Origin of the sequence: Streptomyces sp. NPDC090022, from assembly GCF_044748145.1 — a bacterium.
GTDB lineage: Bacteria > Actinomycetota > Actinomycetes > Streptomycetales > Streptomycetaceae > Streptomyces.
Genome location: NZ_JBIVFN010000031.1, coordinates 70470 through 85554, shown reverse-complemented (window position 1 = coordinate 85554; position 15085 = coordinate 70470). Strand labels below are relative to the sequence as shown.

The 15085-nt window shown below is 70.5% G+C and carries 12 protein-coding genes; 4 read left to right on the top strand and 8 right to left on the bottom strand.

The window, feature by feature from the left end; translation table 11 throughout:
• Positions 1 to 1621: 1621 nt before the first annotated feature.
• Together ACIPXB_RS33345 and ACIPXB_RS33340 are read left to right on the top strand one after the other, a co-directional pair.
• Complete coding sequence (locus tag ACIPXB_RS33345; protein ID WP_401456089.1) at positions 1622 to 2338, top strand: hypothetical protein; 717 nt, start codon at positions 1622 to 1624, stop codon at positions 2336 to 2338.
• Entirely contained in the window at positions 2335 to 2808 is a 474-nt protein-coding gene (locus ACIPXB_RS33340) for a MarR family transcriptional regulator (RefSeq protein WP_401456087.1), read from the top strand. Before ACIPXB_RS33345 ends, ACIPXB_RS33340 begins: the two co-directional genes overlap by 4 nt.
• Positions 2809 to 2945: 137 nt before the next feature.
• Here ACIPXB_RS33340 and tpg read toward each other — a convergent pair whose 3' ends face one another.
• The 6 genes from tpg to ACIPXB_RS33310 all read right to left on the bottom strand — a co-directional run bounded on the left by tpg (position 2946) and on the right by ACIPXB_RS33310 (position 10246).
• A complete protein-coding gene (gene tpg / locus ACIPXB_RS33335; protein WP_401456086.1) occupies positions 2946 to 3500 on the bottom strand; it encodes a telomere-protecting terminal protein Tpg in 555 nt (184 codons plus the stop codon).
• Positions 3501 to 3529: 29 nt separating this feature from the next.
• Positions 3530 to 5665, bottom strand: coding sequence for a telomere-associated protein Tap (gene tap, locus ACIPXB_RS33330; protein ID WP_401456085.1), 2136 nt, complete (start codon positions 5663 to 5665; stop codon positions 3530 to 3532).
• 114 nt (positions 5666 to 5779) lie between these two features.
• Positions 5780 to 6694, bottom strand: coding sequence for a ParB/RepB/Spo0J family partition protein (locus ACIPXB_RS33325; RefSeq protein WP_401456083.1), 915 nt, complete (start codon positions 6692 to 6694; stop codon positions 5780 to 5782).
• Entirely contained in the window at positions 6691 to 7938 is a 1248-nt protein-coding gene (locus ACIPXB_RS33320) for an AAA family ATPase (RefSeq protein ID WP_401456081.1), read from the bottom strand. The genes ACIPXB_RS33325 and ACIPXB_RS33320 overlap by 4 nt, the downstream gene beginning before the upstream one ends.
• Before the next feature lie 207 nt (positions 7939 to 8145).
• Positions 8146 to 8820 (bottom strand): ScbR family autoregulator-binding transcription factor, encoded by a 675-nt coding sequence (locus ACIPXB_RS33315; RefSeq protein ID WP_401456078.1) that lies wholly within the window; start codon positions 8818 to 8820, stop codon positions 8146 to 8148.
• 202 nt (positions 8821 to 9022) lie between these two features.
• Positions 9023 to 10246 (bottom strand): FAD-dependent monooxygenase, encoded by a 1224-nt coding sequence (locus tag ACIPXB_RS33310; protein ID WP_401456075.1) that lies wholly within the window; start codon positions 10244 to 10246, stop codon positions 9023 to 9025.
• A 116-nt stretch (positions 10247 to 10362) separates the two neighbouring features.
• Here ACIPXB_RS33310 and ACIPXB_RS33305 point away from each other — a divergent pair, with 116 nt between their 5' ends.
• Positions 10363 to 11151, top strand: coding sequence for a TetR/AcrR family transcriptional regulator (locus ACIPXB_RS33305; RefSeq protein ID WP_401456074.1), 789 nt, complete (start codon positions 10363 to 10365; stop codon positions 11149 to 11151).
• Positions 11152 to 11190: 39 nt separating this feature from the next.
• Here the strand turns inward: ACIPXB_RS33305 and ACIPXB_RS33300 are convergent, their stop codons facing one another.
• Both ACIPXB_RS33300 and ACIPXB_RS33295 read right to left on the bottom strand, forming a co-directional pair.
• The gene (locus ACIPXB_RS33300; protein WP_401456092.1) at positions 11191 to 11961 is read right to left on the bottom strand and encodes a glucose 1-dehydrogenase; all 771 of its coding nucleotides are present in this window, start codon (positions 11959 to 11961) and stop codon (positions 11191 to 11193) included.
• A 195-nt stretch (positions 11962 to 12156) separates the two neighbouring features.
• A complete protein-coding gene (locus ACIPXB_RS33295) occupies positions 12157 to 13110 on the bottom strand; it encodes a ScbA/BarX family gamma-butyrolactone biosynthesis protein (protein WP_401456071.1) in 954 nt (317 codons plus the stop codon).
• Positions 13111 to 13606: 496 nt separating this feature from the next.
• Here ACIPXB_RS33295 and ACIPXB_RS33290 point away from each other — a divergent pair, with 496 nt between their 5' ends.
• Positions 13607 to 14941 carry a cytochrome P450 gene (locus ACIPXB_RS33290; RefSeq protein WP_401456070.1) on the top strand — a complete coding sequence of 445 codons (1335 nt, stop codon included), beginning with the start codon at positions 13607 to 13609 and terminating at the stop codon, positions 14939 to 14941.
• Positions 14942 to 15085 lie beyond the last annotated feature (144 nt).

Sequence of the window (15085 nt, the reverse complement as noted above, 5' to 3'; positions counted from 1 at the left end):
GGTGAAGGCCCCGGCTCGCTGCGCTCGCCGGCCCCCTTCGGGGGCTGGCCCCTCCGCTTCGCTCCGGGTCCCCAAGCGCTGCGCGCTTGGGAGGGTTCCGGCTCGCTGCGCTCGCCGGGCCCCCCTTCGGGGGGCTGGTTCCTCCGCTTCGCTTCGGAACCCCAGCGCTACGCGCTGGTGAAGGCCCCGGCTCGCTGCGCTCGCCGGCCCCCTTCGGGGGCTGGCCCCTCCGCTTCGCTCCGGGTCCCCAAGCGCTGCGCGCTTGGGAGGGGTCCGGCTGGCTGCGCTCAGGGGTTGCAGCGCTGCGTACTGGGAAGTGATCGAGCTCGCTTCGCTCGCTCGAAGCCCCCTTCGGGGGCTGAAACCTTCCGCTGCGCTCCGGACCCCGAGCGCTGTGCGCTCCGAAGGAGGCTCCGCGTCCTTCGCTCGGCTTCGGATGTTCAGCGCTGTGCGCTGGTGAAGACCCCGGCTCGCTGCGCTCGCCGCCCCCCTTCGGGGGGCTGGCCCCTCCGCTTCGCTCTGGGGCTCCGAGCGCTACGCGCTCGGGAGAGGCTTCGGGTCGCTGCGCTCGCCGGAGCCTCCTTCGGAGGCACTGTGTCCTCCGTTCCGCTTCGGAGGTTTAGTGCTGTGCTCTGGTGAAGACCCTGGCTTGCTGCGCTCGTCGGGGCCCTTTCGGGGCCAGCCTCTCCGCTTCGCTCCGGGCCCTCAGCAGTGCGTGTTGGGGAGTGACAGAGCTTGCTTCGCTTGCTTGAAGCACCCCTCGGGTGCTGAAGCCCTCCGCTTCGCTCTGGGCTTCCGAGTGCTGGGGGCCGGGGAGGGACTCGGGTTCGTTGCGCTTGCAGCGGCGCCCTTCGGGCGTCGGTTCCTCGGCTCCGCTCCGGGTCCCAAGAGCTACCCATTTGATAGAGATCGAGTTGGCTGTGCTCTGCGTAGCTGTTTGGGGGGTTGGGCCCTCTGTTTTGGGTTTCCATGCCGTGCATCGGGTGGTGGTTCTGGGGGTGGGTCTTTGGTTGTGCGGGGGGTAACCGGGTGGGTTGGGGGGTGAGTTGGGGGTGGTGTTAACGGCGTTAAGGGGGTGGTTGAGGTGTGCTTCAAAGTGAATCGTGGATAGAGACGGGAATCAGTCAGATTGGGCGGCGTTCTGGACAGTGTGTCCGGGAGGGGGTGAGTGGGGGTGGGTGTCGGGGAAACGTGGGGAACGGTGGGCTCCGGGGGTGTTGGTGACGGGGTTTTGGGGCCGCAGATGGACGGCGGCCGGTGTATAGAGGGTACGGAGATGCGTTGCCGCAGGTCAGGGGCGGTGCGGGGGGAAAGATATGTCCCCTCAGGAGGGACATATCTGGGGGGATGTGTCGCTGGTAGGGGGACACAACGGCTGCAAAATGTCAGTGGCGCTGACGGTTTTTGGGCCAAAACGTCGGTGGGGCTGACGTTTTGGCGGGGATGTGTCGCCGAACTGGTGGGGGGTGCGGTGGGGTTGGCCGTGGGGGCACGAAGGGCGTGCTGAGAGGGGGGTGGCCGAGATGTGTCCCTACTGGGGGGACATAAGACACGCCGAACGTCAACGAGCGTGACATTAGTGTCACCCTTGTTGACATACTGCTCTCTGCAGATCAACGAAGTGGAGAGCATCCTCGTGTCATCAGAGCCACAGCGCCGTCGGCCGAGTCCGGCGCGCGCGCCGCGTCCTGATCTCCCCGTTGATGACGCGATCTCGGCGTGGAGTCAGCCACTGGCTCCGGTCAAGGATCTGGACAGCCTCGCGAGGCGGTATCCGAGCCGGAAGCTCACGCTGGACGGTGAGCGCAAGCCGCTGGAGTTCTACGGGACGCAGAGTCAGCCAAATGCGTTCTCGATGGACAGTCTTGAGTTCTTCCTGGTGATTGCCCAGTACTTCAGGGAAGCCTTGCCCTTGAGGCTCATCCTGCTGCTGATCGCGTGCCAGCGGGCGGGGGGGCGGATTCCACTTACCCAGGAGGAGATGGCTACCATCCTCGACGTCAGTCGGACGAAGACTTCGGAAGCTCTCCACACGGTGATGTCTCATGGGATCGTCTTCAAGGTGCGGCGGGGTGTCTATCAGTTCAACCCGCCCTACAGTTACCGGGTGGCTGAGTTCATCCCGGGGACGGAGACGGCGGGTGAGTTCGTGAAGGTGGAGCAGCACAGCACCATCTCGCAGATTCGCAGCGATACGAGCCTGCCGGACCTGGTGCGGTTCCCGTCGCTGGACCATATGCGTCAGGCCATCGAGGAACTGCGGGCCGAACGGGCCAAAGAGCGCGCTGCGCGTCGGCTGAGCCGGGCACAGCGCAAGGAAGAAGGGACAGCTCAGTGAGCACCTTGCGATTCGCTGCGGTCAACGCCGACGGGCTTCTCTCCGACCTCGACCTGCCGCCGGCGGCCTACCGGGTGTTGCTGAAGCTGCGCTCGCTGAGTGAGCCCGGGGGCCGGATCCTCATCGATCAGGCCACCATCGGCGGGCTGCTGGACCTGAGCCGGCCCAGTGTCAACGCGGCGCTGCGGAGCCTGGAGCTGGCGAAGCTCGTGCGTAAGGTCCGCAACGGGGTGTACCAGATCAACCCCATGCTGGCCGGGTACAACTCCTTCGAGGACGCGGTGGCCGCGGTGAACGACATGCCCACGGACGAGCGGTTGGACGCCCGCGGGTATGTCGCGAGTTACCACCGGGCGGTGGCGGCGTATCAGGACCAGTTGGCGGAGCAGCGGAAGAAGAGGGCGGCGCAGGCCGCCGCGAAGAAGGCCGCGGAGTCGAAGCGTCGTCGGACGCTGCACGCTGTGGGGTAGTTCGGCAGGCCCCTTGGTCCGTGACTGTTCCGGGCCCTGTGTGGCCGCTGGAGGGGCTTTCGGCCCCCTCTTGACCCCAGGGGGTCGGGAGGGGGCCGACGTGCGTTGTGGGGGGCGTACAGGGGCTTCTGGAGGTGTCAGAAGTTGAAGTCCACGTAGTCGATGTCGGTGAACTCGACGAGGAGACCGGTGGCGCGGGCGCCGTTGTCCCGGAAGTAGATCTCCTGGAGCGCCTCGGCGGTGATGTGGCGCAGTTGGGCCTCGGTGGCGCCGGCGTCCTGGGCGGCCAGGAGGCGGGAGGCGTACTCCGGGGGGAGGTGCTGGGTGATGCGGCGCATGCGGCCGTCGTCGGTGGTGCCGGGGGCGGCGGTGAAGCCGAACCGGGCGCGGGTCTCGATGACGATGCCGGTCTGCTTGGCGGCCTGGTCGCGGGCGCGCTTGCGGACCAGGGGCTGCCAGCGGCTGCGGACTTCGCGTTCCAGGCGGGCGGCGAGGGCCGGCTTGGGGTGCTGGATCTGGTTCTTGACGTAGCGCTCGACCGTGCGGCGGGAGATGCCGAGGAGATCGGCCACGGCCTTGGTGGACTTGAGCTGCTTGACGAGGAAGCGCATCTGGGCGCCCGCGGACTTGGGGATCGGGCGCGTGAAGTTCTGTTCGTCGGCGCGGGTGAGGCTGTCGTTGATGTCTGCCATGGGTGGGGCTCTTGGTCTCCGTTGTCCGGTTACTCGCCGTCGGCGGCGGCGTCGTGGCCCTTGATGTGGCGGGCGGGGTTGTGGCCTTCGTCGAGCATCTGGACCGCCCAGAGGAGAGGCTGGGTGCCTTCGTGCTTGACCATGCCGGGGCTGACGCCGAGGCGGAAGCCGCCGGGCAGGGGCTTTCCCTCGGGGGTGCGGGGGAGGAAGTCGAGCGGGCTGGGGCCGTCGGAGAGGTAGACCGCGCAGTCGGAGAGGACGGCGATGGGGTGGAGGTCGGCCGCTTCGGCGAGTTTGCGCATCTTGCGGTGCATGTTGACACGGGCCGTGGAGATGACGGCCGCGCGGATGTCGGGGCGCCAGGTGGGGCGCTCCAGGGCGGGCCAGGACTCGCCGGGGCGGTAGGCGGCGCCCTGGGGGCGTTCGCGGAGCTTGCCGATGCCGCCCTTGACGGTGGACTTGATCGCGGACAGGACGGCCGCGTGGGCGGGACTCGTCTGCTTGTGGTCCTGCATGGCCGTGAGGAAGGCGTCGTCGGTGAGGGCGGTGGTGACGCCGAGGTCGGCCATGGTGGCGAGGTAGGCGTCGCGCAGGCGGGTGTACCAGGCGTCGAGGTACGGGGCGTTGTCCGGGCGGACCCAGGCTTCGGTGGGCCGGACGTCGAAGCCGAGCTCGGTGGCGTAGGCGAGGGTCGGGGTCGCGTACCAGGCGGGGCCGGTGGGGGGCCGGCCGTGGGGGGTGAAGGGGCTGGGGAGACGGGGGTCGAGGGAAAGGGGGGAGAGGTCGGCCAGCCAGCTGCCCGGGAGCTTGGGGTCGAAGGCGGGGTGCGTGGTGTGGACGGCCGGGCCGAGGCCGACGAGGAGGCGATTGGCCGCCGCGGCGAACGCCATGTTGATGTCGATGCCGACGGCGTGGGTGCGGGTGCACTCGGCGTCGGTGAGGAGTTCGGGGCTGCGGATCCAGTCGTACGCCTCTTCGTCGAGGACCTGGTCCGGGGTGCGCTGGTGGGTGCGGGGGTAGAGCGCGGCGACCACCGGGTGCTCGTCGGGGGCCTCGGGGGGTGCCGGGTCGACGGGGCGGGTGAGGGAGCCGGGGACGGTGGCCGACTCCCAGGTCTTGGTGGCGGCGTTGAAGGCGGCGCGGGTGGGCGGACGCAGGGCCGTCATGAGCTCCAGGCCCGTGACGGCGGTGGAGCCGCGGGGGGTGAGGACGCGGGAGGCGTAGGTGGTGAGCAGCTCGGCGAGTTCGGGGGCGGGGAGGTCGGGGGTGCCCTCGCCCCAGGCGCGGGGGTCGAGTGCGCCCCAGGGGAGGACCGCGAGCTGGACGCACTGGCGGCCGGTGGCCGCGGTGGCGGGGCGGTAGACGCGGGCCCAGGGGCCGAAGCCGCGGCGGGTGAGCTGCCACTTGGCCTTGGTGAGCTGCTTGAGGACGGGGTGGTTGTCGGGGAGACGGAGGCCTCGGCGGTCTTCGAGGACGAGGGGGAGACCGAGGGCCTCGGTGGCGGCGGGGGTGAGGACGAGGAGGGGGTCGCCGTCCTTGCCGTTGCGGTGGAGGCGGGGGGAGTGGAGGTCGGCTTCGGTGAGGGCCCAGGTGATCAGGGTGGGGAGGTCCTTGACGGGGTGGTCGAGGACGACACCGCCGGCGGCGTGGGCCTGGCCGGTTCCGTCGAGGACGGCGAGGGGGCCGTTGCCGGTCATGGGGGGGAGGGGGGTGGGTGTGGGGCGGTGGGGGGGTGTGCGGGGGGTGGGGGCAACGGCGTTGACGGGGGGTGGGGTGGGCAGGGACGGCTGTGGCTGGGTGGGGGGTGTGGGGGGTGGCGTGGCGTTAACGGCGTTAACGCTCTCGGGGGTCGGCTGGTGTGGGGGGGTGGGGGAGGGCTCGGTCTTGACGGCGTTAACGCCGTTAAGGGGGTGGAGGGCCGAGAGGCCGTCGAGGAGACGGCTGTACGCCGCGCGCTTCGGGGGGCGGGGGTCGGTGCGGCCCGTCTCCCAGGAGGTGACCGTTTCACGGCGTACGGAGAGCGCCTTGGCGATCTGGTCCTGGCTGAGGCCGGCGGCTTCGCGCAGGCGCTTGCGCTCGTCGGGGTGGGGGAGCGCGTCCTGGGCGGCGGCTTCTTCGAGCAGGGCGTCCACTGCGGCGAAGAGGCTCTCTTGTTCGTTGGGCATGGGGTACCTCCAGGGCTGAGCCTATGTGAAGCGCACGGCTAAACGCACATGAAACGCACGCGGGGGCGTTAACGGCGTTAAGGCCGTTAGCGCCCCCGGGCGTGGTGCGTACCGCTAGATGCGGGTCATGAGCAGTTCCGTGACGGCCTTCAGGTCGTCCGGAGTGAGGTGGGCGGTCAGGGCGTCCGCGACGGTTTCCGGGGAGTCCGCGGCGATGGTGATGCGGCGGTTGGAGGTCTGTGCCGGGGTGGGTGAGGGTGCGGGGGTCGGGGGCTGGGGAGCGCTGGTTGCCGGGGACGGGCGGGTGCGTTGGCGCGGGGGGTTAACGGCGTTAAGGGTCTCGTCGGCCGCGGCCGCCTGGTCCTCCTGGGGGAGCCGGCCGATACGGCGGGCCGGCTCCACCTTGAGCTCCCCGGTCTCCACCTTCTCCTGGAGGGTGGGGGTGAGGTTGAGGAGGGTCAGGCGCTGGGAGACCCAGGCGGCCGTCTTGCCGAGGCGCTTGGCGACCTGGGCCTGGGAGCCGTGGACCTCGACGAGTTCCTGAAGGGCCCGGGCCTGGTCCATGGGGGCGACGTCGACCCGGTGGATGTTGGCGATGAGAGCCGATTCGAGGATGTCCGCGGCGCTGGCGGCGAGGCTGTCGTTGACGTGGATCTGGATGGTCTTGAGGCCGGCGAGGTGGGCGGCGGCCAGGCGCCGGTTGCCGTCGATGACGACGTACGGGGCGCGGCCGAGGCCGTCCGTCTGGCCCGGGTGGGCTTCCATGAAAGCCATGCGGGTGGCGACGGCGAGCGGCTGCAGCTGACCGCGGGCGACGAGGGACTGTGCCATCTCGTCGAGGTCGGTGAGCTCCTCGCGGAGGTTGAAAGGGTTGTGGGCCAGGGCCTCGATGGGCACCTCGGACGGGGGGACCGCGCCGGAGGTGGGGGCACCCGTGGCTTCCGCGATGGCGGCGCGGCGGGGGCTGACGCTGGCGGTCTGGGCGCGGGCGAACGACGCCGAGACGCCGAGCTTGTCGGCCTTGCTCATGAGATCTCCCTGGCGAGTGCGCGCAGTGCGACGGCCTGGTCGCCCTTGGGCGCGTAGACGAACAGCGGCTGCTTCACACGGACGGCTTCGCGCTGTTCCTTGAGGTCGGGTACGACGGCGACGACACGCGGATCCTTTATGTCCATCCAGGCCTGGAGGGAGGATGTGGCGATGTAGCCGCGGCGGCCGTCGTAGAGGTTGACGACGAGGCCGAGGTAGTCGATGTCGAGGCTGAGGTCGTCCCGGAGGTCGTTGATCTGGGAGGTGAGGAGGTCGTACGCGTCGGCGGAGGAGTCCTCGGCCTGTACGACGATCAGGGCTCCGGAGGCGCCGGGCTGTTCCGCGTCGCGGCGGCGGCCGTAGTAGATGGCCGCGTCCATGCTGAGGCCGAGGCTGGGCGGGCAGTCCACGAGGATGACGTCGTACTCGGACTCGACGGGGGCGAGGGCACGCTCCAGGGCGGCCTCGCGAGCGCGGACCGTGGAGAGGCGGACGTCGAGGAGGAAGGCGTCGGTGCAGGCGGGCAGGAGGTGCAGGCGGTCGCCGAAGCGCTCGTCCGCGACGGGGGCGATGAGGTCCTGCAGTGGCCCCTTGGCCTCGCCGGCCATGTGGCAGGTGAGGCTGTCGCCACCGATGGGGAGCGGCTGCTGTCCGAGCTGCTTGGTGAGGTGGCCCTGCGGGTCGAAGTCGACGAGCAGGACCCGCATGCCGAGACCGGGCAGGTCCTCGCGGTCGAAGGCGCTGGGCTCGGGCTGGGTGTCGTCCTCGGCGAGGCGGGCCAGCTGGCGGGCGATCCGGACCGGGTGGAGGCTTGCCGCGTCCTCGGCGAGGGCCTCGGCGGTGCCCGCGGTGATGGCGGTCTTGCCGACGCCGCCCTTCTGGTTGCACACGATGATGCGGCGGACCACGGAGGGGCGCTGGACGGTGGGGGCCGGGTTCATCTCCAGCCAGAGCTGGACGGCTTGGGCGAGTCCCTGGATGAGGGAGACGCCGCGGTCCTTGGAGTGGGCGCGGAACGACTCCCACTGGCCGGCGGGCAGCCAGGTGGAGAAGGACTCGGCGCCGGAGGTGTCGACGGGGGAGGGAGCCGAGGCGAGGGCGGCCCAGTGGGCGATTCCCTGGTGAACGGCGTCCTGGATGTCGACCCGCAGCTGGGCGGTGCGGATTTTCAACTCCTGGCGGAGCCACGGGGGCAGCTTCGAGACGACCTTCTCGCGGTCGCTCTGGGACGAGGGCGAAGTCATGGGAGGGACTTTACTAACGTTCTTGGGTGGGTGTGTGCGCCACGCTTGAGTTTTGCTAACGGATTGACGCGGAGGGGCCGGTTCGGGCCGGGTGGGTGGATGGTTGTGTGCGGGATGGGGGTGGGGTGGGGACGGCTGAGGGCGGTGACCGTTAACGGCGTTAACGCCGTTAACGGTCACCGCCCTCGGATCGGGGTGGAAGAGCCGTCAGCCGACCGGGACCGCCTGGGGGTTCCGGGGCGGGAGTCCGAGTTCGGCGCGGCACGCGGGGGAGCCGGCCGGGTCGTAGTGGGGCAGTCGGCGGGCGGGGACCACCGCCGGGAGGACGAAGGTCCAGAGGTCGACGATCCGCTCGTGCAGGTCCTCACGGCTGGTACGGACGTACGAGGTGACCTGCAGGCCGGTGAACGAGCCGACGAGGTAGGTGGCGAGGTGCGCGGTGTCGAGCGTCTGGAACAGCTCGCCGCGCTCCTGGGCCGGGTCCAGGCAGCTGCGGGTGATGTCGATCCACGTGTCGTACGGGGAGGGGTCCGGCTTCGTGAAGGAGCCGAACTCGACGACGAGGCGGATGGCGGCGCGGACCCGGACGTTGGTGCGCAGACCGTGGGCCATGTGGTGCGTGAGGTCGATGGCCGTCTGGAGGCCGGGCTCTTCGATGCGGGGGAGTAGTTCCGAGATCTGGAACTGCTCGTCCATCAGGGTGCGGGCGAGGGCGTCCTTGGACGGGAAGTGGAAGTACAGGGCGCCCTTGGTGACACCGGCGTGTTTCACGACGTCGCTGAGGCTGGTGCCGCCGAAGCCGGCCTGGTCGAACGCGACGGCTGCGCCGTCGAGGATCGCCTGCCGGGTGATTTCGGCACGTTCCTGCCTGGCCCTCGCCAACGTGGGTCTCCTCGGTGGGGTGGGGGAGTGGTGTGTGCGGTGATCGTTGCGCACGGGGGAATCTAGCCGGGGCCTGAAGCGGAAAACCAGGCGGATCGTTCTTTCTGGGTGGGTGGGGTGGGGGTGTGTGAGTGCATGGGGGATTTGGTGGGTTTTGGTGGGTGGGGAGTAGGGGGGGCGGGCGTTAACGGCGTTAACGCCGTTAAGGGTGTGGGGGGCTGGAGGGGGTCGGGTGGGAGGGGGTCGGGTACGAGGGGAGGGGCAAGGAGGACGTCTTCTGGCCCTCCCTCAGCATCCAGTCGAGGATGCGCGGGCGGCTGAGGAGCCCGTTGCGCAGGCGCAGGCCCGTCCTGGTGGCCGGGGCGAGGAACCGGCCGGTGCGGTCGCCGCCCTTCTGGCAGCCCTGCGCGTAGTCGCGCAGCAGGTTCTCGTACCGGGTGAACGCGGCGCGGTGGTCCTGGGGGGAGCGGGCCAGCTCGCCGGCGAGGACGTACGCGGCGACGACGCCCGTGCCGGTTCCCATGCCGCCGAGGGTCGCGCCGCAGGCGGCGTCGCCGACGAGGGCGATCCGGCCGGTGGACCAGGTGGGTACGTCGGCGCGGCTGAGGGAGTCGAAGTAGAAGTCGGCGGCGGGGGCGAGCGTGAGGGTGTCGAGGAGGTGGGGGACGTGCCAGCCCAGGCCGGAGAAGGCGCTTGTGAGGATGCGCTTCTGGGTGGCCGCTTCTGCTGTGGGGGGTAGTCGGGGTGATGCGAAGACGAAGAACGCGCGGGCGCGGGTGGGGTCGGTGTGGTCCCGGCCCACGCTCGCCAGCCGGCCGGGGGCGTTGAGACCGACGGTGGTGCCGTCGGCGGGGAGGGCGAGGGCGGGGGCGTCGGGGAGGCTCCAGGAGGCGGCGTAGTACCCGAGGTGGGTGACGTGCTCCTCCTCCGGGCCGAAGGCGAGGCGGCGGACGTGGGAGTGGAGGCCGTCGGCTCCGATGACGAGGTCGAAGGAGCGGGGCGGGGCGTGGCGGAAGGTGACGTCGACGCCGGTGGGGGTCTCGGTGAGGGTCGTGATCGAGTCGCCGAAGACGTACTCGGTGCAGGGGAGTGAGGCCTCGTGGAGGACGCGGGAGAGGTCACCGCGCAGGACCTCGATCTCGCCGCCGGCGAACTCGGCGGGGAGGCGGAGGCGGGGCACACCGTTCGTGTCGACGAAAGTCATGGGACTGCCGCCGGTCCGGAGGCGGCGGAGTGCGTCGAGGACCCCCATGCGGTCGAGGACGGTGAGGTGGGTTGCGCCCCGGAAGTCGACGGCCTGGCCGCCGGGGCGGAGAGCGGGGGCGATTTCGACGACGGTCGGCTCGAAGCCGTGGCGGCCGAGCCAGTGGGCGAGGGCGGGGCCGGCGATGCCGGCGCCGGAGATCAGGACAGTGCGGATGGGCATGAGGGACTCTCCCTTTCAGCGTTACTAACTGTGTCCGGCGGACACTGAAGCGATACCGTGTACGGTAGACGCAGTTTTGTTGGGCTGCAAGCAGCACGTGGTGTCGGGAGCCGACGATGAGTGAGCAGTGGGGTGCGGCAGCACGGTTGCTCTGGGGGCCGCAGCCGCCGGTCAAGCCGGCGCGGGGGCCGAAGCGGGGGCTCACGCTGGACGGCATCGCGGCGGCCGGGGTGGGGATCGCCGATGGGGAGGGGCTGGGCGCGGTCTCGATGCAGCGGGTGGCCGGTGAACTCGGGGTCACCAAGATGGCGCTGTACCGGTACGTGCCGGGGAAGGCGGAGCTGGTCGCGCTGATGGTGGAGAGCGCGATGGCGGGAGTGCCGCTGCCGGAGGCGGAGGCGGGGGCTGGGGCTGGGGCAGGGCTGCCAGGGGCAGGGTGGCGGGCGCGGCTGGGGGAGTGGGCGCGCGCGCTGCTGGTCGGGTTCCAGCGGCATCCGTGGCTGCTGGAGGCGACGGTCGGCGTACGGGTGATGGGGCCGCGGGAGCTGGCGTGGCTGGAGCGGGCGCTGGCCGCGCTGGAGGGATGCGGGCTGAGCGGGGCCGAAGCGATGGACGCGGTGGTGCTGCTGACGGGGCATGTGCGGGGGATCGCTGCGCAGGGGCAGGGGCAGGGGGTGGCTGAGTCCGCGGGTGGGGAAGCGGGTGGCGCGGGAGGGCCCGATGCGCAGCTCACCGCGGTGTTGGGTGAGGTGATGCGGGAGCACGGGGATCGCTACCCGGCACTGGCGGCGGCGTTGGTGTCCGCTGCGGGGGGTGGCGGGCAGGACCAGGCGCTGGAGTTCGGGCTGGAGCGGATCCTGGACGGGCTGGGGCTGCTGATGGAGCAGCGGAAGCGGGGGACGTAGCTCACACGTACGCCGGAGCCTGGTCCGGCGGTTGTGGGGTCAGCGGGTCGTCCAGCCGCCGTCCACGGACAGGGTGGCGCCGATGACGAACGAAGCGCGGTCGCTGCAGAGCCACGCGGCCGCCTCGGCGATCTCTTCCGGGGCCGCGATGCGGGGGAGGGGTGCCGACTGGAGGAGGACCTCCTCCATCGCCGGGTTCTCCTTGAGCCAGGCGTCGATCATCTCGCTCCGGGTGGAGCCGGGGGCCAGTGCGTTCACGCGGATGCCCTGGGCGGCGTACTCGGTGGCCGCGGCCTTCGTGAGGCCCAGGACCGCGTGCTTCGAGGCGATGTAGGCGGCCGTCACCGGAGTGGCGACCAGGCCGGCCGTGCTGCTGTTGTTGACGATGGCTCCGCCGCCGGTGGTGAGCATGGCGCGGATCTCGTGCCGCATGCAGTTCCAGACGCCGCGGACGTTGGTGTCCATCACGCTGTCGTAGACCCCCTCGTCGAGGAGGTGCAGCGGCTTGGGCTCGGCGCCCACGCCGGCGTTGTTGAAGGCGGCGTCCAGGCGGCCGTACGCGGAGACGGCGGCGGCGACGGCGCGGGCCACGTCCTCGGTCCGGGAGACGTCGGCGACGACGTACTGGGCCTGGTGGCCTGCGGTGCGCAGGTCCTCGACGAGGGTGGCGAGTTCAGGAGCGCGGCGGGCGACGAGGGTGACGCGGGCGCCCTCGCGGCAGAAGACCCGGGCGGCGGCGGCGCCGATGCCGGCGCTGGCGCCGGTGATCAGTACGGATCTGTCCGCCAGTAGTAACGAGCTCCCCTCCATCACGGCGCGACCGTAACACGAGGTGATGAACCGTTCGAAGGGGTTGGGCGTGCAGGGGTGTTGTACGCGTGTGGTACGCGTCCTGGGCAGGGGTGTTGTCCGGGCCGCCGGGTGGGTGGCCTGGTTGCGGTGCGTTGCGTGGGGGGCCGTCCCGAGCCGATGCCGGCTCGGGAGGTGTGGGTACGCCGGTGGGACTCAGTAGCCGGTGACCGTCGAGCGGAAGATCGTACGTCCCTCCTGGTGGCCGGTGACCTCGATCTGGCCGGGGGCGGCGGCCGTCGCCTCGATCCAGCAGGGGGTGTCGAGTTCGGCGTAGTGGAGGAACTCGGTGGCGAGTGCGGTGGGACGGAAACTGCCCGGCGGCCGCAGTCCGCAGGCCGCCTGGCGGGCGGCTTCGACCAGGACCATGCCCGGGTGGTGGTCGTTGGCGTGCTCGAAGAGGATCGGGTGTTCCAGGTCCGGGTTCAGCAGCCAGCGCCCGGGCCGGTCCGCGGCGGCCAGGACGACGTCGAACGGCAGCAGCCGGCCGGCGGCGGCCGCCGGGATGGGTGCGCGGCGCTCCAGCGGACGGGTCGAGCCGGTGCCGCCGCGGGTGCCGCGCAGTCTGCGGTACGTGGCGGGGGCGACGCAGGTGAAGCGGGCGGTACCGGTGGCGGCGAGCTCGCCGGAGCGGCGGATCTCGACCTCGAGGAAGCCGGAGAAGCGGTTGCCGCGCCAGCTGAAGTCCGTACAGGTGGCGATCATCTCCAGATCGCTGGGGCTGCGCCCGATGAGGAGCCGGTCGGGGCGGGAGTCGAAGTCCAGGCTCCACAGCAGGACGTTGTGGCCGAGCGGGACGCCGTAGACGGCGTGGCAGAGGTAGAGGCCGACCTGGCGGATGGTCTCGCCGGCCTGGACGGGGTCGTGGCTGGTGCCGTCGGCGCTGGTGAAGAAGGTGTGCGCGCGCGGCCACTGGCCGGTCAGGTAGAACGTGTCGTCGTCGATGCGGTCGCAGCCGGTCAGGAAGACCTCGGCGAGCGAGCTGCGGTGCACGTACTCCTTGGGAACCGTGGTGGTCAGGCGGGGGGCCTCGTTGCAGCGGGTCCAGGGCTCCCCTGTCCGCTGCAGGGGTCGTATCCGAGGGTTCTTCCGGATTGTCAGCATCGTCATGGACCTCTCCGCAGAGCCGTTTCGACGGATGGGATGGGGATGCGTACGCGTCACGCAAGATACGTACTCTCCGGTTTTGTTTGCAAGGTGCTAAAGGTGTCGGCATGTCGGACCTTGGGTCGTGTCAACATGCGGGACGGCGCCCTTGCGCGGGCCCGCACGACGGCCCACCAGCGAAGTTCCGGACGAAGGCCGTGATGGGGGACGCCAGGGTTCCGTCCCAAGTGGGAGCCAGTCTTCCGGTCATATGCCCCGGTCCGGCCGGGTGTTGGCACGTGCGCCGCGGCGAGGGGAATTCAAGCCGCCGTCGAGCGTTCGCCGACTTGCGGGGTTTGCTGGCGGACGATGGGGGCCGATGCGAAACTTGGGACCGCCACCGGTATTTTAGAAACCGGATGGGCGGTTTGAAATACGGGGTGTGGAAGCTCCTTCGCACCCTGTCGTCGAGGTACCGCCGCTCTCCTGCCGCCCCTCACCGACCCATCTGGAGCTCCTGATGACACGTCAGTGCCCGTACGCGATCGACCCCACCGGTATGGACATCCATGCCGAGGCTGCCCACTTGCGGGAGCAGGGACCGGCGACCCTGGTGACGCTGCCCGGCGGTGTCACGGGGTGGGTGGTCAGCGGCAGCGAGACGATCCGCCGGATGCTCGTCGATCCGCGCGTGTCGAAGGACGCGTACCGGCACTGGCCCGCGTGGGTCGAGGGGAAGGTCGGCGCGGAGTGGCCGCTGGCCATCTGGGTCTCCGTGCAGAACATGATCACGGCGTACGGCGCCGAGCACACGCGGCTGCGCAAGCCGGTGGCCGCCGCCTTCACCTCGCGCCGGGTGGCGGGGATGCGCCCGCGGATCGAGCAGGTCGCCGAGGAGCTCCTGGACCAGCTCGCGGCGGTGCCCGAGGGCACACCGGTCGACCTGCGCGAGGCGTTCGCGCACCAGCTGCCGACCCGGATCGTCTTCGAGCTCTTCGGGATACCGGAGCGGTCGTGGGCGCCGCTGCACCGGATCATCAAGGGCTTCTTCGACACGGCGATCAGCGCCGAGGACGCGCAGGCCAACGCGGAGCTGCTCTACGTGACCATGGCCGACCTGATCGCGTACCGGCGGGAGCACCCCGGCGACGACATGACCACCGCGCTCATCTCGGCACGTGACGAGAGTCTGGGTGGGGGAGAAGGGGCGGCGGGGCTGGGGAAGGGGTCGGGGCCGGGGTCGGGGGATGGGGACGGGGACGGGGGTCGGGGTGCTGCGTTGAGCGAGAAGGAGCTGATCGACAATCTGATCCTGCTCTTCACCGCCGGCTACGAGACCTCGGTCAACCTGATCTGCACGTGCATCCTGGAACTGCTGCGCAACCCGGCCCAGTTGCGGCTGGTGCGGGACGGGCTGGCGTCCTGGGAGGACGTGGTCGAGGAGGCACTGCGGATGGAGCCGCCGGCGACGTACGCGCTGCTGCGCTTCGCCGTCGAGGACATCGAGGTGGGGGAGGGCGAGCAGCGGGTGGTCATCCCCAAGGGCGACCCCATCGTGATCTCCTTCGCGTCGGCCGGGCGGGACCCGCAGGTGCACGGGCCGGACGCCGACCGCTTCGACGTCACGCGGGCGACGCGCGGCGAGCACCTGTCGTTCGGGCACGGGACGCACTACTGCCTGGGCGCGACGCTGGCGCGGCTCGAGTGCGCGGTGGGTGTGCAGCTGCTCTTCGACCGGTTCCCGGACCTGGAGCTGGCCGACGCGCCGGAGGCACTGCCGCGGGTGGAGTCGTTCATCTCCAACGGGCTCCGGAAGCTTCCGGTGCGGCTGCGCGCGGAGCGGCGGGTGGGGTGAGGGTCGGAAATGTGAGGGACCGGGGAAGGGTTGAGGGTTGGTTGTATCGTGCTTGATAAAATACGGACCTTCTGGTTGGTTTTAGTGGGGGTGGTGGATCCTGTAAGGGATCCAGCCGGAGCAAGACCCCATGCACAACGGAGG

Excerpts from the sequence above, each read along its gene's own strand:
- ACIPXB_RS33320 (WP_401456081.1), bottom strand. The coding sequence starts at position 7,938 with ATGACTTCGCCCTCGTCCCAGAGCGACCGCGAGAAGGTCGTCTCGAAG.
- tpg (WP_401456086.1), bottom strand. The coding sequence starts at position 3,500 with ATGGCAGACATCAACGACAGCCTCACCCGCGCCGACGAACAGAACTTC.
- ACIPXB_RS33310 (WP_401456075.1), bottom strand. The coding sequence starts at position 10,246 with ATGCCCATCCGCACTGTCCTGATCTCCGGCGCCGGCATCGCCGGCCCC.
- ACIPXB_RS33290 (WP_401456070.1), top strand. The coding sequence starts at position 13,607 with ATGACACGTCAGTGCCCGTACGCGATCGACCCCACCGGTATGGACATC.
- ACIPXB_RS33325 (WP_401456083.1), bottom strand. The coding sequence starts at position 6,694 with ATGAGCAAGGCCGACAAGCTCGGCGTCTCGGCGTCGTTCGCCCGCGCC.
- tap (WP_401456085.1), bottom strand. The coding sequence starts at position 5,665 with ATGCCCAACGAACAAGAGAGCCTCTTCGCCGCAGTGGACGCCCTGCTC.
- ACIPXB_RS33300 (WP_401456092.1), bottom strand. The coding sequence starts at position 11,961 with ATGGAGGGGAGCTCGTTACTACTGGCGGACAGATCCGTACTGATCACC.
- ACIPXB_RS33305 (WP_401456074.1), top strand. The coding sequence starts at position 10,363 with ATGAGTGAGCAGTGGGGTGCGGCAGCACGGTTGCTCTGGGGGCCGCAG.
- ACIPXB_RS33295 (WP_401456071.1), bottom strand. The coding sequence starts at position 13,110 with ATGACGATGCTGACAATCCGGAAGAACCCTCGGATACGACCCCTGCAG.